The organism is Bacteroides sp. Ga6A2 (assembly GCF_000702225.1).
GTDB lineage: Bacteria > Bacteroidota > Bacteroidia > Bacteroidales > Bacteroidaceae > Ga6A1.
Genome location: NZ_JNKX01000046.1, coordinates 1 through 22,833, shown reverse-complemented (window position 1 = coordinate 22,833; position 22,833 = coordinate 1). Strand labels below are relative to the sequence as shown.

The window sequence follows — 22,833 nt, the reverse complement described above, 5'->3', positions numbered from 1 at the left end:
CAATGACAAAACACAAAAACAGAAAAAGCTGAAATGAACATATGTTCATTCCAACTTTTTCTATTTTATATAAAATAATATTAGAATCTAAATGCAACACCAAGGTTCATTGTAGGAATCAAAGTCAAGCCCTGAGCACTAAGAACACCAGGAAGTGCCTCTGTTGGCTCTGAATAACCTCTAAGTTTTGGCTCAGCATACAACTCTGTGTATCTGCCAAGCAAGTGATTGATTCTCAAGCCTAACTCACCACCAAAGTGGTTTGCATACACGTTGTCGTTTGACTTCAACAACACAGGACCAGCAATAACATCAACATTACACAATCTCTCAACACCAGTACCCATGAAGAAACGAGTAAGACTGAACATATAATCGAGAGAGTATGTGAAACAAACTCTGTTGTTATTTCTAACCTTGTAGTTATCATAATCAAAACCTAAGCGAACTCCCTGAAGAGCATCAATCTTACGACCAATATTGATACCAAACTGATTACCAAATACATCTGTCAGTTTAGGACCATATGCATGCTGGCTTGGCCAGTTAGTACCAAGGTCGAATCCGATAAACCAGAATGGCTCATAGTAATCCCCCTTGTTCATTCTTCTTGTCTGAGCATCACGACACATAATCTGAGCACCGACATTTACAGAGAATATATTTGTCATTACTCGCTTCTGGTACAACAGACCTGTCTTTGAGTCAGGGAATGAACGCTCAAAGCGAACAGAACTGAACTTAGGCTCAACAAATACGGCCCAGTCTTTGTTTGCATTAAGCATAACCTGCAAACCAGTTGTTAAACCACGGAAACCAGAAGTGTTGCTTGTTGTCTGAGTCTTTGCCGCATTAGGAAGAGTTCCTTCCTTAGCATTAAGTCCCGTCTGGAATACAGTACCAAGCTCAAGACCGCCAGTCCAAATAAACTCAAACAAATCCTCACCATTCTCCTCCTTATTTAAACAACGGTTGATATTGATCATGTACTCAAGTCTACCACCGGCATAAGCAATCTTCTGTGGCAATGTTGTTGCAGGACAGTACTCACTGTTAATCTGCCCGAATGCAGAAAGTCTGATACCCAAGAAGTTGAACCACTTACCAACAGAGAATGTAACCTCAGGACCAACAGTACCGTTATCCGCAGGGATTGTACCATTATTCTTTGCATAATCAAGCTCGCGGTCACGAACAAGGAATGAAGGACCTGCACTCAACTGCATGAAGAACTGCTCCATGAAACCATCATCATACAAATCATCAGCCCAAGGGTTGAAATTGTATGTCATACCCAATGTTCCACTCAACTGATATGCATTTGACTGAAGCATTGAACGCTCACCGTTCATATTATATCCAGCACCAAACATTCTCAATCTTGGCTGGAAATACATGTCAATCTTACCTGATGCTTTATAACTTGCATACAAACCAGCTTCAGCACCGAAAGCAGAACCTGTTAAACTATTATGCTGCCAAACAGGACCAGCAAATGCCTGCAAATCGCCACGACGAGCAGGGTTGAAGCCCATAAGGAAGTTTGTCATGTGGAACATATAATCTGCATACACAGAGAATGCACCAGTAAGAGCAGGCGACTTATCGGCACGAATACCTTCCTTCAACTGATTTGTTCTCAAACCTTCGTAGTTGAAACCGATTCTTGCTGTGCTATATGGAGTAAATACTCTACCAAAGTCAAGACCGATAGTATAATCTGAAGTATCCCAGAAGTCAGAACCGTTGAATCTCTGTACATTCCATGACATACCAACATCCTCACCTACGAAGAAATATGGATGGAACTGGTTTCTGCGAGGCTTTAAGTCTTCCCATACATCATTACGACGTCTGATTTCCATACCGATACGGGCACTCCAAAGATTTGCCTTTGTATCATGACTGAAACCCTTTTCAGTATACGACAAACGCTCAAGACGTGGTTCGATGAAGAAACCGATGTTTGGTGTTACATAATACTTAGCCTGAATAGCTCCTGTAAAACCAGTGAAACCTTTCAGCTCACGGTTCTTACTACCAAATCTATTGAAGTTTGGATCTTTCTCTGTTCCTGGAATAACTGCAGTTTCATTATTGTTAATCCACTCGTCGTATGTATTAGTATAACCAACATAACCAAGATCCAAAGAACGCCAAGTCTGACCAATTTCAAGACCACCCATTACGTTAACCTCAAATCTGTTATCCTTCTTTGAAGGCCAAAGGAATGAATTGATGTTATACATTCCCTCCAAACGTAATCCGTAGTATCTGGTATTCTGCTTTTCCCTATCAATATCATCATATCCTGTTGCAGTACCTATGAAAATCTTGTCTTCTTTTGTATAATTATATCTTCTTGCAGAAGCACCATACCACGCACTCAAACGAATACCACCAGGAGTAAACCACTTACCAATACCAAAAGCAAAGCCATTACCAAATGCTTCACTAACCTTATCAAGATTAGTTGTACCATTGCTATTAGGTCCCCACTGTGCCATACCCTGATAACCTATATCAAAGAACAAGTTGTCACCAACATTTTCACTCTTACTTGGTATATCTGGCTTATGAGCAGTAAACTGATATATCATACCGGCCTTCAAACCGTATGTGATATCATATCTGTGCCAGTTTCCTGTACTATGGTCAATATTATCGCTCCAGAATGTAGCATAAGGCATGAAGAAATAATCAGAATGTGGATATGCATGATAACGAACCTGCAAACCAATGTGACCACCAAGCGCAAGGTTTGACTTAGCTTCTGGCTGACCATCATAGTCTGGCATTACTTCGCCATACTTGTTTGCAGAATCAGTATGCTTTGTGCTACGGACATCAAGACCTACTACAGTCTCGATGTTATATACACGTCCCGGATTGTAGCCATACAAGTAGTTTGTAGTGTTGAACAAATGCTCAACGCTTGCTCCCATACCCGGCAACTGATAATCACCTATCTTTGGAATATATTCAAAAGTAAGTCTTGCACCATTCCAAGGCGAGAAATACTTACCAACCTGAACACCAACAGGAATAGCCAATGGTTGCTCCTGATCACCTCTATGAAGCATGTTCTCTGCACCCATATATGCAGAAACGAACATCTCGTCAGTGATCTTCTTGTTCTGGAACTCGTATCCCTTTGGTAGGTATCTGCCTTGCAAAGAATACTTCAAAGCATTAAAGCCCTTCTTTACAGAGGTTGAGTCCTTCTTTGTCTTAATCTGAGCCAGAGCATTTTGAGCACTACCAGCAAAGAATAAGACTCCCAAAGCAACGATAAATGTCTTCATATTATATTTCATTGTCGTCTTTGCTATTCGTTGATCCATTATTTTTTCTTAGCAGTTGTGGTTCTCTTTACAGGAGCCTTCCTTGCAGGCGTTTTTTTAGCCTTAGCAGCCTCTTCTGCAGCAGCGGCAGCTTTCTGGGCTTCCTCTATCTCCTTCTGAGCAGCCTCAGCCTCTGCGGCAGCAGCAGCTTCCTCAGCAGCCTTCTTTGCTGCCTCGGCCTCCTCAGCCTTACGCTGCTCCTCCATCTGAGCGTTAAGCTCTGCTGTCATCTTCTTCTCTTCCAGATACTCATCTATGGTACTTGCAACCATATCCTCATCAAGGTCACCATCAGTTTCTGCAATCTTAATATATTTCTCATCCATTGAGAAACACTTCTTCAAGTTCTGTGTTGCGTCGATGTAACCCATATCACCACCACGGTTTGCGATGATTGCCTTCAGATACCAAGTAACCGGACTCTCAGGGTCAAGTTTCTGAGCTGCCTTTGCTGCCATAGCATTACCAGCCTTTGTATCGAGTGCAAGATCCATTACCACCTCATTTACAGGAGATGAGTTCTTTACGGTCTCAAACACCTGCTTATCACTCTTATAATAACCACCGAGACAAAGTGCAAATGCCTTCATCAACTGGTTTTCAGGAGTATTTGGCAAAATCTGAGCCATGACAGATGCATTATCAAAGTCGTATGCCTTGATATACATACACAACTGGTTATTTACAACCTCTTCAGGGTTGATTGTACGAGTTGTAAAACCGTCGATATTCTTACGAACCATATTTACATGCTTCATACGGCGGTCGATAAATGGCTCAAGCAATGTTACATCGCATGTGTCTCTCTTCAGATATGAGATAGCCAAATTATTCGCAGCAAGAATCCATGGCTGACCGTTCAACTCGATAGACTCATCGTATGCTCTCTTATAAAGTTTCTCAAGCTTAACTGAGTCTTTTTCAAGCATAAACAAATTCCAGTACTCGTAAAGAGCATACTTACGCTCAACACCTGTCTGCTGCTCTTCTGTGTAACGAGCCCAGATTTCTTCAGGTGACAACTCACGGAAAATCTCGTATTTACAATCGTACTTTACAGAACGGAGAACTGGCAAGTATTTCTGAATCTCAGGATAATCTTCCATCTTAGCGATTGTAGCACCCTGAATATCCATATTCTTCGTATTCTTTATCACACCACGAATCTTTTCTGCAATTTCCTCCTGCTCATCAGCCTCCATTGCATCAGCAACCTTTGCCCATCCATTTACAATAGCCTGTGGGTTCTGGTATACACGAGCAAGAACGTATTTTGGAAGAATAGATGTAATCTGCTGCTGAACGAAATCTACACGCTTCTTTGCCAAATCGATATTTGACTTGTAGATACCTTCAGGAGATGCAGTACCTGTGATGTGGAACTCCTTGATAGATACACCCTCACCAGCAGCAAGTTCCTTCAACTTATTCTGAAGTGCAGCGATATTCTGCTCATTCTCTGGGTTGTTAGGATCAAGAGTTGCCTTACCTACCTCGAATGTCAACTGGATAGCAGCAGATGTATTACGCTTCTCACGCTTTGCTACTTCCTTATATTTATATGGATCCAAAGGACGCATATCAAACTTATACTCAAGGAATCGCATTGGCTGTCTGTTATGACAAGTTACAATCTGGAAATCCTTCTTGAAGAAGATACTTGTAAAATCCTCCATCTGGATTGTTGCATAACAAGAATAGTTACGATCTGGATGAGGAATTGTGATAGTATCAGCCCAATCGATAGACATACGCTCAGCAGTAAGTCTTCTGCGCTGAATGTATGGGTAGAGAGGATCGTGCTTCCAGTTGAATCCCATCAAGCGATACTGAGTATCGTGGTAATCCTGACCATCAAGAACGATTGGCTTACAGTAATTTACTGTATCATCGTTTGTACAGTCGATAATGAATGGCTGAATAATCAGACGAGCATTTGGTCGACCGTTGTGCGGTGGGATTGGGAATGTATTGTAAGGGAAGAACTTGTTACCAATACGCTCAGCAGCCTTTGGCTTTGGCTGGATTTCCTGAACGTAAGCAACGACATCAATATTTGCCAACATGATTTCGCCCTCAAGAGCCATGTTGATGATGTTTCTTCCATCTACCTTCTCCAATTTTGCAGGTGCCATACCTACCTTGAAAATCAAGGCACCATTATCAGGAACCTGACACTCATAGTTACCAGACTGGTCGCAGACTGCAAAGTTACACTCTACAACAGCAGCACCCTGAGCACCATCAATCTTAGACAAGTTATCCTGAGCATCTGCTATAGTATTGAAAATATATACGAATACAGCCTCATCGGTAAAAGGCATCATCGCCTTACCTGCCTTGTTTTTCTTCGAGTTTACAACACGACCCTGCACGGTAGTCATTCGCTGTGCTACAGCGTCCTGGCCACAAAGTGCAAAGGCCAGCAGAAGTAATATCCAACTATATCTTTTCATACCTGATTATTTTAAAATGTAAACGAAGTGAACACCTAAATTAAATGGCATAAAGTTCCATCCCTGATAATGGTCACCGTACTTGTCCTCGTCGACCATACCAGTTAGAGTCTCGGCCTTTTCGACATCAGGATTTGTCGTCCACTTGTCATCATCGTAAGTTTTTCTCAGTTCGTGGAAATAAATCTGACCAGCACCAGCAGTAAACTCAACGTTGATACGTGGAGTAATCTTTAGGGCATAACCAAATGTCAAACCAAGACCAAGGGCATCACCCTTATGATTGATACCGTGTTCATCCCAGTGATATGTTGCTCCAATGATTCCAAGACCCACGAACTCGCGGGTCATTGGACGACCATTGAACCAATATTTTACCTGAGGCTGAAAGCCTGTCATTTTCAAATCATAGCCGTAAGGCTTGTTGTTTCCAAATGCACCGACCTCGACGCTGATTCTACTCTTAGTAACCATTTCGATAGATGCGTTTGGTGAAAGTCCAGCCCAATAGAGGGCATTAGTCTTTACAGCGAGCAACTGTGCCTTTACTCCGATACCGAAGAGCACAATCATCATGAGCGCTGTAAGTAATCTTTTGTTTATGCAAATCATTATTTTGTCCTCCTCAGTTAATTATTTTTTACTTTTTTCTGCTTTAGCTTTTGCTTTAGCCTCTGCCTCTGCCTTTTTCTTCGCTTCAGCTTCAGCCTTCTTTGCAGCAGCCTCGGCTTTCTTAGCCTCAGCTTCTGCTTTCTTCTTAGCTTCTGCCTCAGCCTTTGCCTTTGCCTTTGCCTCGGCTTCTGCCTTCTTAGCGTCTTCCTTAGCCTTCTTGCTGTTGTTTTCAGCCTTAGCCTTGGCAGCCTTGTTTGCAGCCTCAGACTTGGCTGCCTCTGCAGCCTCCTCCTTTGCCTTAGCCTTAGCAGCCTTAGTCTTGTCTGCTAGTTCTTGCTCAGCGGCCTTTCTTGTAGCCTTAGCCTCAGCCTCTTTCTCCTTAGCCTTAGCCTTAGCCTGATCCTCTGTAGCCTTTATAGCAGCCTTATTCTTCTCATCTTCTGCCTGATTTGCCTTACGCAAAGCATCAAGTTCAGCCTGTTCCTTCTTCTTGAACTCTTCGAACTCAGCCTTAACCTTAGCTCTCTCAGCAGCTTCCTCTTCTTTTCTCTTTCTCTTATCGGCAGCCTCCTGCTTCTTCATGTCAACCTTCTTCTGCTTCTCCATTTCCTTCTGAGCAGCTTCCTGCTGACGAACTTCCTTCATGCGCTCCTTCTCATTAGCTCTGTAGATTGCCTCTTCCTTATCAGCCTGAGCCTGAATAGCCTTCTCCTTAGCTCTGATCTCAGCCTGAGCTCTAGCATCCTCAGCCTTCATGAGTTTAACCTGACGGAGTGAATCCTTAACAAGGTTCATCTGCTTCTCCTTTTCAATCTTAGCACGAGAAATAGAGTCGCGAACAAACAACATACGCTTCTTCTTCTCGACCTTTTTCTGCTGGCTCTCTCTCTTCTTCTCTGCCTGAACCTGAGTGTACTTGGCTCTTGCAGTCTGGAGTGCCTCGATACGCTTGAAGTCGAGTCTCTTATATTTCTGTGAAATTGAACGGAATCTGTAAACGAAAGCAAGTTTTAGGTCCTGTGGAACAGGAAATGGAATGATATGCCATGTCTTAGACTTGATATTATGTGCCATGACAAAATCCTCGTCTCTGAGCATATCCTCTGCGCCTCTCTTGGCATCTGGATGCTGCTTCATGTACTGGTCTACCATTTCTTGAGTATAGTCTACGTTGTGAATACCACCCAAGTTGTCGAAATTAGAATAAGGTATATATTCACCATCCTTATTTGTAATAGCCTTAAACTTGCTGTATTTGTACACATCGTACTTAGCATACTCCAAACCTAGAGAAACGCCAAATTCAACATCCAAACTACTCTTCTTAAAAGCGTACATTGGGATGTTGTATCCGAATTCTCCACCAATTCCGTAAGCCTTTCCTTTTCTACCAGTCTGGCTTAGTTTAAGGTTGATATCCATATAGTCGAACCAGACGCCAGCATAATATGCTCTCCAATATCTTGAATGCGGATTCTGCTTACCAGTTCTTGGATTCTTATCTGTTCTCCAATACTTTCTGGCTTCTACCTTAGCTTCAAAAAGATCATAAACATACTTTGGAACAAGAGTTCCCTTAGATTTAGGGTTGTACTTAAGAACAGCACCTACCGTATAACGATTATAAACGGAGTTCGAAATATCGAATTCCGCACCAATGTTTGCTGTAGATAGTACCCAGTCTACTGCATTCGTTCTGAATGACAAACGGTCTTTAAACGGCATTGTATCCGGTTCCTCAACCTTCTTCTTGCCCCTAGTAGCGGCGGTTTGTGCACTCACGCCAAATACCGCCAGCATTACAACGATTGTAAGTAAATATCTCTTCATTCTCTGTTTAAATTCTTGTGATTTCGAAAAACACTTTGCAAAAGTATCTATAATTTTTTATATACGCCTATTTTTTTTAAAAAACTTTCACTTGCAGTTCTTTAAAAGTTTAATAATATTGTTATTTGAACATTTTGTAAAGTATTTTTTCTAACTCGATTTTACAAGAATGGCAGGCAACGCTATCCTTCTGAAAAACAGCAAAAAACTAGTTGATAGCTATTTATATATCTTCTCACCATTATAATCGCGTGCTATATAAGTCGGTCTGTTTTTGCTTTCACTGAACACCCGGCTAAGGTATTCCCCAATGATACCAAGAGACAGCAACTGACCCCCCCCCCAAGAAAAGGAAAACACACATCATTGAAGGATATCCTTGCACAGGTTCGCCCCACAAAAACACCTTTAATATAATATACATTATATATATAAAAGATGTAAGAGAAACTATCACTCCCATAATCGTAGCAAACCTAAGTGGCACGGTTGTGGGAGTGATTTTTATTTCAAACAACAAACACATTCTCTTTAGACAAAGCTAATTTTTGTGAGCATAGCACATTTCTTGCCGAATTTTCTTGACGAGCCGCCATGCAGGAATCAACAATGTTATTTTTTTCATTATTCAGAGATTTTTCGAATTGCTCCAGTTGTTGAATCAAAATATACCTTTGTAGTTGTCTTCACATCGTAATATGCAGGAGACAGTTTCTCAACATTGCCAAACTGTCCCATCGGGAAATCGTTCTCGTAAAGAACATTATTTCGTTCAAAAATTTTGAAAGTCGTTGTGCTTGGCAGAGCGTAAATCATGCCCTCATCGCCATTTGCACCTTTCTTTCCAAAAGAGAACTTCTTTTTCTTTGGTTCTTCGATGACAGGCTCTGGCACAGGAGCCGGAACGGTATGATTATCAACAAGACTCCAATATATTGGTGCACCGCTCAAATCATCGGCATCGACAATGCCAAGATGTTTCGAGAAACGGAACAACTCCTCGGCATTTGTCTCTCTGTTTGGCATGATTGTAAATGTACGAGTTACATAAGTTGTATCATTCACGCCTTTAAAAACCTGAAGCAAGGCTTTTTCAGTTGTTTCAAGTTTATTGAACATCAGTTTCATCTGAGCAGCATCGGATGGCATATAACTTGCCTGACCGCTCGCAAGCTCGTTCTTACTGTCGCGCAGTTCGAAAATCTTGTCTGCCGTGAGCGAGGCCATCTTCGCCTTTGAGTTTGCATTAAGAATCTCCTGAGTCATATAATCGTGAGCATTCAGAACAGGAGACTTTCTGTAAACACGGTTCGGCATATCAGCCTCAGGCAGAGGTTTTGTATTAACTGCAAGGATAACACCTTCTTTAGAAAGTTCCATTAGTGGAGCGATTGTCTTCGGATTGAATTTTACCGAGAAGACCTTACTCGTATCGGCAACTCCGAATGCTGCCACATCAATATTTTCTATGCTCCAACTTGTATAAGAATCCGCCGACTCCTTGCTATGGATATATCTTTCTGCATATTCCACAAACTCGCCCGGCGTATGAGTTATTTTTCTTGCTATGACCCTAACCTTGAGTCCTGTTTTTGGAAGGAAATACGTAACTCCGTCCGTAGTTACACCGGGAATATATTTTGATACTTCAGTTTGTGCGTTGGCTGCGCTTAGTGCAAAGCACAACATTCCGCCTAATATCAACGATTTCTTCATTATTTATTCTTAAGTTTTTTGAATGCTTTTGGTATGTTGTTTATAATGTCCGATGCGATAACACTCTCCTCGCCCAGTTCCTCAGCAGCAAAATCGCCAGCCAAGCCATGCAAATATACGCCAAGACGGACAGCATCGAGAGATGAATATCCCTGAGCCAGCAATGATGTAAGGATTCCAGTCAGCACATCGCCGCTTCCAGCTGTTGCCATGCCCGGATTTCCTGTAGGATTAAGCAGGAACGTTCCATCTGGACATACGATGATGCTCCATTTGCCTTTCAGAACAAAATATATGCCGAACTGCTGAGCCATCTCCATCGCCTTCATCATTCTCTTGTAGGTTGTTTCGCACGGACCAACGAGTTTGTCCATTTCCTTCGGATGCGGCGTAAGGATTGATCCTTTTGGCAAGTCCTGAATCCACGCCTTGTGGGTTGAGAGGATATTGATTGCATCGGCATCGAGAACAAGCGGAGTGCGCAGATTGTCGAGTTGGTCTTGCAAAGCCGACACGGTGCTCGGATTTGTTCCGATTCCCGGACCGATCCCGACGGCATTGTAGCCAATCATCGGAACAGATGATGAGAATACGCTGTTGCTCGCATCATGATGAATTATTGCCTCGGGAATGGCTATCTGCATTATCGTATTGTTAAGCGTCGGTGTGTGAGCCGTAACCTTTCCTGCTCCAGCCTTCAGGCACGCCTTTGTTGCAAGTACCGATGCGCCAGCCATTCCGTAACTTCCGGCAATTATCAACGCATGGCCTCGTGTTCCCTTGTGAGCAAACTTCGAAATCGGCTTCAAGATTCCAGCAACCTCGCGCTCGTCGATGGTTCGGTAGATTGATGCCGTCTGCTCCATCGCGCGTTTGTCTATTCCGATGTCGAGGACCTCTACATCGCCGACGAATTCTTCGTTTTCGGCAAAGAAGAAAGCCAACTTCGGACATTGAATCGTCAGCGTCAAATCGGCCTTTATGATGTTTGTTCTGATGTTTTGCGAATTGTCTTCACCGAACAATCCCGAAGGAACGTCGATAGCAACCCGAACGCCCGGCAGTCCGTTGATGAAATGAACCAAGCCGGCATATCCCTTCAGCAAAGGATGATTAAGACCTGTGCCAAAGAGTCCGTCAATAATGATTGTTCCGGGAACAAACGTAGGTGGGTTGAACTCGGTTACAATCTCGTGACGCTTTATATTTTCTTTATTATCGAGTCTATTCCAATTTTCCTCACATTCAGCAGAAAGCGTTTTCTTGATGTTGAACAAGAAAACCTCTACGCTGTAGCCTTTTTCTGCCAGCAGCCTTGAAACTGCCAACGCATCTCCGCCGTTGTTGCCAGAGCCGGCAAACACCATGAAGGGAGTGTTCGTATCGGGCCATCGCCTTACAAGCACATCGGTTATAGCCACCGAAGCGCGCTCCATCAAATCTATCGAACTAATCGGTTCGCGCTCGATAGTCAGGCGATCGAATTCTTTTAGCTGATTATTCGTAAAAATCTTCATATTTTGCAAATATATAATTTTTTACATTATAAATATGACATGAATCATGGATTTTTTTTATTTTTGCCGAATAATTTTAAAACAACAAGATGAAAACTGTACAAGTTCTTGATAGAAAGTTTGAATTGAGTATATCTGCAGAAAGAATATCTCAGGAAGTTAAACGTGTTGCAGCACAGATGGATAAGGATCTTGAAGGAAAAAATCCGATTATGCTCGGAACTCTCAATGGCGCGTTCGTTTTCACTGCCGATCTTGTTCGTGCAATGAGCATTCCGATGGAAGTAACGTTTGTGAAAATGGCATCATACAGCGGTATGAGTTCTACTGGTGAGGTTAAGCAACTGGTGGGTTTGAAGGAAAATATTGAAGGGCGTACAGTTGTTATTGTTGAAGACATCATAGACTCGGGACGCACGATGGTGGCTATGCTTGAAATGCTGAAAGCCATGAAGCCGGCCGAAATCAAGATTTGCAGCCTGCTCGTAAAGCCTGATGCCTTGAAGGTGAAACTTGACATTGATTATGTATGCTTGAACATTCCTAACGATTTCATTGTCGGCTACGGACTCGACTACGACGGATACGGTCGAGAACTGCCAGACATCTACACATGCATCTAAAAATTAAAACAAACATAATAATTTAAATGAAGAACATTGTTATTTTCGGTGCTCCGGGTTCAGGTAAAGGTACTCAGAGCGACAAGATTGTTGAGAAGTACGGCTTCAAGCACATCTCAACTGGTGACGTATTGCGTGGCGAGATTAAGAACGGCACAGAACTTGGCAAGACTGCCAAAGAATATATCGACAACGGTCAACTTATCCCGGATGCTCTTATGATTGACATCCTTGCAAGCACATACGACAGCTTCGGCAAGTCAATCGAGGGTTGCATCTTCGACGGTTTCCCAAGAACAGTTCCACAGGCAGAGGCTCTTAAGGCTATGCTTGCAGAGCGCGGTACTGAGGTTAGCATCATGCTCGACCTTGAGGTTCCTGAAGACGAACTGATGGTTCGCCTTATCAACCGTGGCAAGACAAGCGGTCGTGCCGACGACAACGAGGAGACAATCAAGAAGCGTCTCGTAACTTACCACAGCCAGACTGCTCCGCTTATCGACTGGTACAAGGCTGACGGCAAGTACACTCACATCCAGGGCTTGGGCTCAATGGATAAAATCTTCGCAGACATCTGCGAGGCTATCGACAAGATTTAATAAATCAACAAAATACTATGGCGGCTCGCTTCCTGCGTGAACACACAAGGAGTGGGCTGCCTTTTTCTACGACTATTTTCATATATGGCTGAATCGAATTTCATTGACTATGTACGTATTTGCTGCCGCTCGGGCAAAGGCGGACGCGGCTCTGCTCACATGCATCACGCAAAATACAACTATAACGGCGGACCCGACGGAGGCGACGGAGGCCGAGGCGGACATATCATCCTGAGAGGAAACCGCAACTACTGGACTCTGCTGCACCTGCGCTACGAACGTCATGTCTTTGCAGGACACGGCGGAAACGGCTCGGAATGTCGAAGCCACGGCAAGGACGGCGAAGACCGATACATAGACGTTCCGTGCGGAACGGTGGTGTACAACGCCGAGACGGGCGAATACATCTGCGATGTTACCGACGACGGTCAGGAAGTAGTCCTTCTGAAAGGCGGACGCGGCGGACTTGGAAACTGGAACTTCAGAACAGCCACGAATCAGGCTCCGAGATATGCACAGCCGGGCGAACCGATGCAGGAGATGACCGTAATCCTCGAGTTGAAACTCTTGGCCGACGTCGGTCTTGTGGGTTTCCCAAATGCAGGAAAAAGCACACTCGTATCTTCGCTTTCATCGGCAAAACCGAAGATTGCCAACTATCCGTTCACAACCCTCGAACCAAGCCTCGGAATTGTTCCTTACCGCGACGGACAGTCGTTCGTAATGGCTGACATCCCGGGAATTATCGAAGGTGCAAGCGAAGGCAAGGGACTGGGACTGAGATTCTTGCGTCACATTGAGCGCAACTCTCTCCTACTCTTCATGGTGCCGGGCGATGCCGACGACATTGCTAAGGAATACCAGATTCTGTTGGGCGAACTCACGAAATTCAACCCAGAACTTCTCGACAAGCAGAGGATTCTTGCCATCACAAAGGTTGATATGCTCGACGACGAACTTGTGCAGATGCTCGAAGAAACCCTTCCGACAGACATTCCGCACGTATTCATCTCATCTGTAACAGGAACCGGAATCGCAACCTTGAAGGACATGCTTTGGACTGCGATGAACAGCGAGAGCAACAAGATTGCAATGGTCATCAACAAAGAAAACATCGTACACCGAAACAAAGATGTAAAGAAACTAGATGCCGACTTTGCCGACTGGGAAGACGAGGATTATGAGTACGAAGATGATGACGAGGAAATCGAAGACCTCGACGACTTTGAATACGAGGACTGATGCACGGAAAGATTAGGTTTGACTATAATGTTTTCGGCACGGACATCGTAGCCTTCAGCACCACGCGAAACGGCGGATGCAGCACGGGAAACTACGCATCGTTCAACGCCAACTATTTCTGTAACGACAATCCCGAGCATGTGTCTCAAAACAGACGTTTGCTCTGCGCAGAATTAGGCATAGACACATCAAGGCTGATTGTTCCGCATCAGATTCACAAAACGGCGGTTTTGAATGTCGATGATGAATTTCTCAGCCTAAAAGCCGACGAGCAGAAAGAAAAACTCGAAGGCATAGACGCGCTGATAACCGACAGAAGCAAGGTCTGCATAGCCGTGAGCACAGCCGACTGCGTACCTATCCTACTCCACGATAAAAGGCGCAAGTTCATTGCTGCCATTCATTCGGGCTGGAGAGGAACGGTTCAGAACATCATCTCGGCAACAATATCAGAAATGAGAAAACATTACGAATCCAAAGCTATCGACATAACGGCACAAATTGGCCCGAGCATATCGGTAGACAGTCTTGAAGTTGGCGACGAGGTTTACGAAGCCTTCGAGAAAGCCGGATTCGACATGAACGAAATTGCTGAAAGGCACGCAAAATGGCACATAAACTTGTGGGAAGCGTGCAAAATTCAACTTAAACAATGCGGAGTTGCAACGGATAACATACATATTGCAAACATCTGCACTCTAAAAAACAAAGAGTTCTTTTCTGCCCGCAGACAGGGCATCGACTCAGGAAGAATACTCAATGGCATTATGAAAGCCATTTAAAAACAACGTAAAAAGAATAGGAAAGTGAATTTTAGAAGATTATTTTTTTGTTTGCTCGTGGGAGCAATATCTTTAGGTAACACCAAAGTACTGGCGCACAACAACAATTCGAGAAAGACGCCGGCACACAGAAAAACAAACGTAAGAAAGAGAAGAGTTTCGAGACCAGTTAACAGAAACGTCTCATCATATAACTTTGAGAAAGCAAGAATGTTTGCCGACTCAACAAAGAGCATGAGAGAGTTTGACATTCCTTTCAACACTAATTTCACAAACTCCGAGATTATGTGGGTAAAGGTAAGGACTCCAAAGATGTTTGGCAGCAACCAGAAAATCCATATAGACTTATCCGACCTTTCGGACACTCTGAAATGGCACATGCCGCTGCCAGGCTGCAAGGTTATCAGTGCGTTCGGAGGACGCAGAAAGCACCATTCGGGCGCAGATTTGAAGACTAAGCCAAACGATTATCTCTACGCAGTATTCGACGGCGTGGTTAGACTATCAAGGGTAATCGGCGGATACGGAAATGTAATCACAATTCGCCACACCAACGGACTGGAAACGGTTTACAGCCATAACTCGCGCAACTTCGTATCGGCAGGCGATACGGTAAGAGCCGGTGACATAATCGGTCTGACAGGAAGAACGGGACGCGCCACAACAGAACATTGCCACTTCGAACTGAGAATAAACGGTCAGGCTCTGAACCCAGAAGTCTTGTTCGACTTTGCACACAACACCATAAAGAGCGGCGTGTATGTTGCAACGCCAGCAGGCAGCCTGAAAAGGCTTACAGATGCACCAGAGAACCTCGTTTTCGCCTTCAACGATGCCAAGGAGGTTGATATGACCGACAGCATAGCCGTTGCAAAAGACCTAAAGGAAAGAGATGCCTACGCAAAATCGGTATACACACATGCACGCAAAAGCAGATACAGAAGACACACATCACATAGAAGACGTTCTGCCTCGGCAACGCATCGCCGCAGACGCAGATAAATTCTTATAGAAACAAAGAAAAATATGGCAGGAGACAACATTGACAACGTAATCACCGGCGGAATCGTATTCCACGGAAGCAAACGAGGCGGAAACAAGAAGGACGACGGTTTTCACACCAAGGCCAAGAAGAAAGGCTACGTTACCGGAAGCCACGGCTCTGCCTCGGCTAAAAAGAAGGCTGACATCAGGAAAAAACGTGCTGCAAGACCATCGCAGAGACGTTCAAAATAGAAGAAATCCTCATTCTGCACAAAACCTGCTGAATGAGGATTTTTTCTTTGTGTATTAGCGAAATATCTTTACGAACCTTCTGTGACAATCTAAGTAAAATCACACTTCGTCGATAGAAATTGTGCGAAGATGAAGTCTGTTTAGCAACTGAAGGAACGGATATGCAAGCAATTCTTCGGGCAAGAACGGCGAAAGCCTCAGACATCGCACTACCCTGCCGATGGCACGCGAAAACTTCTCAGAGAATCCCAAATTCTCACCGCTATTTACAAAATCGTTGTAGGCTTCCTCGAGGAAGATTTTTCTGAGCTGTGAGTATCCGTAGCCAAACGAAGGCTCGACAAACAGATATTTCCGGTTCATCTGCATGTCGCGACAAAGAAAGCCGAAGAGCGACGACACAAAATATCCGATATGAAATGCCGAAATGAATTTCTTGACTTCATCAACATTTTTTACATAAGGCAGAATAGCCATGATGTCGCAAACCTGTTTCAGCCCAATGCCCGACTCGATTGTATGGCGAAGAACATGAAGCAGCATGCAGCACAGAGCCATCTCTTCGGACGGAATCACAACCGCCTGCGTCTTGCCGTCTGTAGTCTGAAGATTTACCGTCTGATACTTTTCCTTCCAACTGTCGAAAAACGTCTCGGCACGTCTGTCCAATCGGCGCAATCTGAAAAATTCGGCGCGCGAATGTAATTCTATCGTATATCCGTCGTAACGAAACTCATGATTTCGGTTACCTTCGTATTTCTCGGTTACATCAAGAGCCTCATCAAACTGCCGCCAGAAAACGAGGTCGATGTCGCCACAACAGCGATGAAGCGGATTGGCATAATAATAAGCCACCGCTCCGCCCTTGAACAGCAACGGATTCAAGCCCTCTGACCGATAAATCTTCGAGAATGAATGTGCCAGTTGATTTATCTTGCGGTTGTCATCTTCGAGTTTCAGAAGAACCTTGCCCCACAGTAAACGAAGTTTAAGCGAAGGCTTGCATTCCTCGGGCAGAAATCCTATTCCATCGAGAAAAAATCCCGTTACAGCCTGTTCTTGCGAGTGTATATACAAATTCATCCATTCATCATCAGACAGACAAATGGATGTATCAACAACCGGCTTACGATTTAGGACGCCGGCACTCACCAACTTTAAAAGCAAATCCATAAAAGGAAGCTTTAATACTTAAAAGCCTTTATAAATTGAGGAACCTTTCTAAATACTTTAAACACGACTAAGAAAATAGGGTTAAAGCCGTGCAGCCTGAAGATTTTAAAATCCTCTCTCCACTTACAGAAAGCATATTTTGGAGAAGTTGAAAGTCCGCCCATGCGCATATCAACAACCACCCTATCCATAAAGCCGATTTTCAAATCATTCTCAAACAAATATCTGATAAGAAAGTCTGTATCACTCGATATTTTATAATTCTCATTATACAAACCATATTTCATCAAGGCATTGCGTTTTACATAAACAGTAGTATGCAAAGGCAACCAACCATATTGTACTTTGCCTCTTTCATATTGTCCCGAATACCATACTCTGCGAATAGTACCTTTGACTGTACTATATACGCCATTGGCATAAACCAAGTCGGCATCTGAATAATTAAACATTTCCACAACTCTTGAAATTGTACTTGTCTCGTACAATTTGTCGTCCGAATGAACAAGTCCGATAATGTCGCCTGTTGCCAGTTTTATGCCCTTGTTTATGGCATTGTACACGCCGCCGTCGGGTTCGCTTACAAATTCGGCAATCTTGTCTTGATACTTACGGATAATCTCTACAGAACCGTCCTTTGATAATCCATCGATAATTATATACTCGATGTTTGGATAGTCCTGTCCTAACACGCTAAGAATAGTATTCTCGATTGTATTAGCTCGATTTCGACAAGTCGTTATAAGACTTACTTTTGGCTTGTTATTATTCAAGATTCTAAATATGTAATGTTTTGCAAAAATAATAAAGATTTTCCTATTAGAACACTAATGACGAAAAAAATTGAGATTGCTCTTTAACATACTATTTGGGTAATCATGCCTTAAACAATCAGTATAGCAAGCATTTAGAACGAATTTCGATATATCCGCCAGATGCGTAATTTGTTAGAGTTTCACGGCAACTTTTGCAGGAAGAGACTCGTTATTGAGCCTGTCGAGCACCGTAACCACGAAAACAAACTTCTTTTTCCCGTTGTAAACCTCGAGCGGAGCAAACGGAATTTTCGTCACAGTATAGATATTTTCCGAGTTATTTAGGTTTATCTCCTCGCCTTCGTTGAAACGATAGACAACATATTTCACGGGCTTGTCCATCTCACCTTCGTATGCCGGCGGAGTCCAGCACAAAACCATGCCGTCTTCCTTCATCTTTACGGGCATCAATTTTGTGACCTCGGCTGGCGGAGTGGCATCCTTGAACAGGAATAACGGCTGAAGAGCGATATTTCTGTGATAGACTTCCTGCATAAGCGAGCGATAGTTTGCGATATTATCGACAAAAAGTTTTGCATACCACTGGCACGAGCCTTGTATCTGCGGATAAGAGCGCATCAGGCGATATTTGGCAATCTGCTGATTGCGGTTTGGATTCGACGGGTCGGGATTCTTCACGGTACGTTCGATGTCCATTCCGACGAAGAGCGGACGCGCGCTGGCATGTTTCGCCCACCAGTCAACAAGCACGTTGTAGTCGGCTGCCTTATGACCGATTTCCCAATATAACTGCGGAACGGAATAGTCAACCCAGCCTTTGTTAATCCACAGAAGGATGTCGGCATATAACTCGTCGTAGTTCTGCAAGCCGTTCGTGTCGCTTCCGTTCATTGGGTCTGATTTTTTGTTTCTGTAAATTCCGAAAGGCGAAACGCCGAACTTCACCCACGGCTTTACGGCTACTATCGAATCGTGAAGTTCTTTTACAAGAAGGTCTACGTTGTAGCGTCGCCAATCTTCGATGTTCTTCAGACCCATGTCGTTGGCTCTGAAAGTCTCCTCATCGGGAATTGCCTCGCCCTTTACTGGATAAGGATAGAAATAGTCGTCGATATGTATTCCGTCTACATCGTACCGACGGGTGATGTCAGCTGCTATCTTGCAGATAAACTGACGGTTTTTTTCAATTCCGGGATTGAAAAAAATCATATCATCGTAAACGAAGAATCGTTCGGGCTCTCTGAAATAAAGATGATTAGAAACCAAGTTGGTAGATGTCTTGGTCTTTACTCTGTAAGGATTGAGCCACGCGTGAAGTTCCATTCCGCGGCGATGGCACTGAACAATCATGAACTGAAGCGGGTCCCAGTATGGCGAAGGTGCTTGTCCCTGCGTTCCGGTAAGGAAGCGGCTCCACGGCTCTATTTCTGAATAGTAAAGGGCGTCAGCCTCGGGACGAACCTGAAACATCACGGCGTTTATTCCGCCTTTCTGTAGCGAGTCGAGTTGAGCCGTAAGGGTTTTCTGCATGTAATCGGTAGTCATTCCCTCGAACTGGCGATTAACAGTCTGTATCCATGCTCCTCGGAATTCTCTCTTCGGACCTTGTGCGCTCGCTGCCAAAGAAAAAAGTACTCCGATTAAAAGTATATGTATGCGCTTCATCATAATCTTTACTGTTTCAAATAATAAGCAAACTTACACAAAAAAAATCAATTTTCGGGTATAATAGCCAAAAAGATTTTCTATCTTTGTAATTCTTATCAGGATATTTATGAACAGTTCAATAAAAATAAAAGGCGCAAGGGTTAACAACCTGAAGAATATTGACGTCGAAATTCCACGAAATAAACTTGTTGTCGTAACCGGATTGTCGGGCTCAGGAAAATCTTCTCTCGCCTTCGACACATTGTATGCCGAGGGGCAGCGGAGATATGTCGAGAGTCTCTCGTCGTATGCACGCCAGTTTCTGGGCAGAATGGGAAAGCCTGAGTGCGACTTCATCAAAGGAATTCCGCCGGCAATAGCCATTGAACAGAAGGTGACGAGCCGAAATCCGCGCTCAACAGTAGGCACATCGACCGAGATTTATGATTTTCTGCGACTTCTGTACGCCCGCATCGGCAAGACTATCTCGCCAATAAGCGGAACGGAGGTGAAAAAGCATACAGCAGAAGATGTTCTGGAAGCCATTCAGAAATATCCAAAGGACACGAAATTCACAGTACTCACGCCTTTCGTCATTCCTGAAGGAAGAAGCATCGAAACGCAGTTGGAGATGTCGCTGAAACAAGGATTCTCGAGAATTGACATCGACGGCGACATAATTCAGATTGAGGATTTTCTGAAAAGCGGCGAACTGGGTACGGACAAGAAGATTTTAACGCTCGTTGACCGCATGAAGGTTGATGATGCAAAAGATGTTGTATCGCGAATGGCAGATTCGGTAGAGACGGCTTTCTATGAGGGCAACGGAACGTGCTACATCAGAATCTATCCGGAGAAGGAACTTCTGGAATTTTCGAACAAATTCGAGGCTGACGGAATGGCGTTCGAGGAGCCTACCGACCAGACTTTCTCGTTCAACTCGCCTCTGGGTGCGTGTCCCGAATGTGAGGGCTTCGGAAAAATCATCGGCATAGACCCTGCCTTGGTAATTCCAAACAGCGCGCTGAGCGTTTATGAGGGCGCGGTGGTTTGCTGGCGCGGAGAGAAGATGGTTGAGTGGAAGAACGAATTCTGCCGAAGAGCCGAAAAGGTTAATTTCCCGATTTTCAAACCATACTATCAACTTACCGACCAAGAGCGCGACTGGCTCTGGCATGGTCTGCCCGGCGAGGAGAGTCTGCCGGAATACGAGCGCGTGAGCATCGACAACTTCTTCAAGATGCTGCAAGAAAATCAGTACAAGATTCAGTATCGCGTTATGCTTTCGAGATACCGCGGAAAGACCGTGTGTCCCGTATGCCAAGGCAAAAGACTGAAGAAAGAGACAGAATACATAAAGGTTGGCGGAAGGTCGATAATGGAACTCGTTGAGTTGCCGATAACCGACTTTGCCGAGTTTTTCAACAATCTTGAACTAAGCGAGCACGACGCCAGCGTAGCAAAGCGTCTGCTCATCGAGATAAAGAGCCGCACTCAGTTCCTGCTCGATGTGGGACTGGGCTATCTTACGCTAAACCGTCTGAGCAACACGCTTTCGGGCGGCGAGAGTCAGCGAATAAACCTCGCCCACTCGCTCGGAAGCAGTCTTGTAGGCTCGCTATACATACTCGACGAGCCAAGCATCGGACTGCACAGCCGCGACACCGAAAAACTGGTCAAGGTTCTGCGTCAGTTGCAGGAACTGGGCAACACGGTTGTTGTGGTTGAGCACGACGAGGACATAATCCGAAAGGCCGACTACATCATCGACATCGGTCCTGATGCCGGCAGACTGGGCGGCGAAGTTGTATATCAAGGGCCACTTTCTGATATTCTCGACGGCAAGGCAAGCGATGCCAACTCTCACACCGTGAAATATCTAAGCGGAGAAGACAAGATTCTTGTTCCGATGAGCCACAGAAGATGGAACAACTACATAGAGATTAAAGGCGCGCGCCACAACAACCTGAATGGCATCGACGTTAAGTTTCCGCTCAACGTGATGACGGTTGTAACGGGCGTGAGCGGCTCGGGCAAGTCTACGCTTGTTCGCGATGTCTTCTATCGCGCGCTGAAGCGTCATTTCGACGAACAATGCGACCGTCCGGGCGAATACGCATCGCTCGAGGGCGACTTGAATCAGATAAAATCGGTCGAGTTCGTCGACCAAAATCCAATCGGAAAGTCAACCCGAAGCAATCCCGTAACCTACCTGAAGGCATACGACGAAATCAGAAAACTCTTTTCCGACCAGCCGCTTGCCAAGCAGATGGGCTACGCGCCAAGCTATTTCTCGTTCAATACCGAGGGCGGACGATGCGAGGAATGTAAGGGCGAAGGCACTGTTACAATCGAGATGCAGTTTATGGCTGACCTTACGCTTACGTGCGAATCGTGCCACGGCAAGCGTTTCAAGAACGATGTGCTCGAAGTGAAATTCCACAACAAGAATATTTACGATATTCTTAACATGACTGTGAATCAGGCTATTGAATTCTTTGCCGAGCACAAGCAGACAAAAATAGTGAAGAAACTGAAGCCTCTGCAAGACGTGGGACTGGGTTACATCAAATTGGGGCAGAGTTCGTCAACGCTTTCGGGCGGTGAGAACCAGCGCGTAAAACTTTCGTACTTCCTGAGTATCGAAAAGACGAGTCCGACGCTCTTCATCTTCGACGAGCCGACGACTGGCTTGCACTTTCACGACATCAAGAAACTGCTCGAAGCATTCAACGCCCTAATCGAACGTGGCCATACAATCATCATCATCGAGCATAACATGGATGTGATTAAGTGCGCCGACTACATCATAGACATGGGTCCCGAGGGCGGAAACAACGGCGGCTCTGTCGTTGCCACAGGAACTCCCGAAGAAATAGCTAAATGCGAAAAATCGTACACCGGAATGTTTCTGAAAGAGAAACTGATATAAAACGAAATGAGGGTGTGTCAAAATAGGCACATCCTCTTATTTGTTTTTTTACAGGCACGGCGTGGAAAGATTCCTTCTACGCTACTTTTTTGATGTAAAATCTGTCACAAGCACCCACGAAGCCGCATTTTGCGTTATATAGTCGGTATATCGGTATAAAAACAGCCTTTGAGAGACCGTTCTGTGCCTGTTTTCTCATCACGGCAGCCATTTTCTTGATGTCAAAGGCTATGGCGAAGAAGGCAAAGTCCATGGTGACCTTGCCCTTGCCGAAGTGACGGAAGCGCTTGTACTGCATGTTGTATTTCATCTGTCCGAAGACGGCTTCCGGTTCTATCGGACGCTTTG

17 protein-coding genes are annotated in these 22,833 nt (G+C 44.5%); 7 read left to right on the top strand and 10 right to left on the bottom strand.

What is annotated here, in order from left to right:
* Positions 1 to 80: 80 nt before the first annotated feature.
* The 6 genes from T538_RS0111700 to T538_RS0111670 form a co-directional block, all read right to left on the bottom strand.
* Complete coding sequence (locus T538_RS0111700) at positions 81 to 3,344, bottom strand: hypothetical protein (protein WP_031533973.1); 3,264 nt, start codon at positions 3,342 to 3,344, stop codon at positions 81 to 83.
* A complete protein-coding gene (locus T538_RS0111695) occupies positions 3,344 to 5,800 on the bottom strand; it encodes a hypothetical protein (RefSeq protein WP_155993156.1) in 2,457 nt (818 codons plus the stop codon). The genes T538_RS0111700 and T538_RS0111695 overlap by 1 nt, the downstream gene beginning before the upstream one ends.
* A 6-nt stretch (positions 5,801 to 5,806) precedes the next feature.
* Complete coding sequence (locus T538_RS17225; protein WP_081834977.1) at positions 5,807 to 6,412, bottom strand: DUF3575 domain-containing protein; 606 nt, start codon at positions 6,410 to 6,412, stop codon at positions 5,807 to 5,809.
* A 21-nt stretch (positions 6,413 to 6,433) separates the two neighbouring features.
* Complete coding sequence (locus T538_RS17800) at positions 6,434 to 8,242, bottom strand: DUF3575 domain-containing protein (RefSeq protein ID WP_051656061.1); 1,809 nt, start codon at positions 8,240 to 8,242, stop codon at positions 6,434 to 6,436.
* A 624-nt stretch (positions 8,243 to 8,866) separates the two neighbouring features.
* Complete coding sequence (locus tag T538_RS0111675; protein ID WP_031533976.1) at positions 8,867 to 9,958, bottom strand: DUF4831 family protein; 1,092 nt, start codon at positions 9,956 to 9,958, stop codon at positions 8,867 to 8,869.
* Positions 9,958 to 11,475 (bottom strand): bifunctional ADP-dependent NAD(P)H-hydrate dehydratase/NAD(P)H-hydrate epimerase, encoded by a 1,518-nt coding sequence (locus T538_RS0111670; protein ID WP_031533977.1) that lies wholly within the window; start codon positions 11,473 to 11,475, stop codon positions 9,958 to 9,960. Before T538_RS0111670 ends, T538_RS0111675 begins: the two co-directional genes overlap by 1 nt.
* A gap of 89 nt (positions 11,476 to 11,564) precedes the next feature.
* Here T538_RS0111670 and hpt point away from each other — a divergent pair, with 89 nt between their 5' ends.
* The 6 genes from hpt to T538_RS0111635 all read left to right on the top strand — a co-directional run bounded on the left by hpt (position 11,565) and on the right by T538_RS0111635 (position 15,957).
* A complete protein-coding gene (gene hpt / locus T538_RS0111665) occupies positions 11,565 to 12,098 on the top strand; it encodes a hypoxanthine phosphoribosyltransferase (protein ID WP_031533978.1) in 534 nt (177 codons plus the stop codon).
* Between the two features lie 26 nt (positions 12,099 to 12,124).
* Complete coding sequence (locus T538_RS0111660) at positions 12,125 to 12,697, top strand: adenylate kinase (protein WP_031533979.1); 573 nt, start codon at positions 12,125 to 12,127, stop codon at positions 12,695 to 12,697.
* An 84-nt stretch (positions 12,698 to 12,781) separates the two neighbouring features.
* A complete protein-coding gene (gene obgE / locus T538_RS0111655; protein ID WP_031533980.1) occupies positions 12,782 to 13,939 on the top strand; it encodes a GTPase ObgE in 1,158 nt (385 codons plus the stop codon).
* Complete coding sequence (pgeF, locus tag T538_RS0111650; RefSeq protein ID WP_051656060.1) at positions 13,939 to 14,721, top strand: peptidoglycan editing factor PgeF; 783 nt, start codon at positions 13,939 to 13,941, stop codon at positions 14,719 to 14,721. Before obgE ends, pgeF begins: the two co-directional genes overlap by 1 nt.
* A gap of 234 nt (positions 14,722 to 14,955) precedes the next feature.
* On the top strand, positions 14,956 to 15,723 hold the full coding sequence (locus tag T538_RS17795; RefSeq protein WP_051656059.1) for a M23 family metallopeptidase: 768 nt from the start codon (positions 14,956 to 14,958) through the stop codon (positions 15,721 to 15,723).
* A gap of 24 nt (positions 15,724 to 15,747) precedes the next feature.
* Positions 15,748 to 15,957: a hypothetical protein gene (locus T538_RS0111635; protein WP_031533984.1), complete on the top strand. Its 210-nt coding sequence runs from the start codon at positions 15,748 to 15,750 to the stop codon at positions 15,955 to 15,957.
* 99 nt (positions 15,958 to 16,056) lie between these two features.
* On the opposite strand, the gene T538_RS18145 is transcribed toward T538_RS0111635, so the two are convergent.
* The 3 genes from T538_RS18145 to T538_RS0111620 form a co-directional block, all read right to left on the bottom strand.
* Complete coding sequence (locus T538_RS18145) at positions 16,057 to 17,130, bottom strand: nucleotidyltransferase family protein (RefSeq protein ID WP_081834978.1); 1,074 nt, start codon at positions 17,128 to 17,130, stop codon at positions 16,057 to 16,059.
* Positions 17,131 to 17,141: 11 nt separating this feature from the next.
* Entirely contained in the window at positions 17,142 to 17,903 is a 762-nt protein-coding gene (locus tag T538_RS0111625) for a glycosyltransferase family 2 protein (RefSeq protein WP_031533986.1), read from the bottom strand.
* Between the two features lie 174 nt (positions 17,904 to 18,077).
* Positions 18,078 to 19,577 carry a glycoside hydrolase family 10-like protein gene (locus tag T538_RS0111620; RefSeq protein WP_155993154.1) on the bottom strand — a complete coding sequence of 500 codons (1,500 nt, stop codon included), beginning with the start codon at positions 19,575 to 19,577 and terminating at the stop codon, positions 18,078 to 18,080.
* A gap of 103 nt (positions 19,578 to 19,680) precedes the next feature.
* Between T538_RS0111620 and uvrA the strand changes: the two genes are divergently transcribed.
* Positions 19,681 to 22,485 (top strand): excinuclease ABC subunit UvrA, encoded by a 2,805-nt coding sequence (uvrA, locus tag T538_RS0111615; protein ID WP_031533988.1) that lies wholly within the window; start codon positions 19,681 to 19,683, stop codon positions 22,483 to 22,485.
* A 76-nt stretch (positions 22,486 to 22,561) separates the two neighbouring features.
* On the opposite strand, the gene T538_RS18975 is transcribed toward uvrA, so the two are convergent.
* On the bottom strand, positions 22,562 to 22,833 hold a 272-nt coding region (locus tag T538_RS18975), incomplete at its 5' end, for a transposase (RefSeq protein ID WP_031541094.1).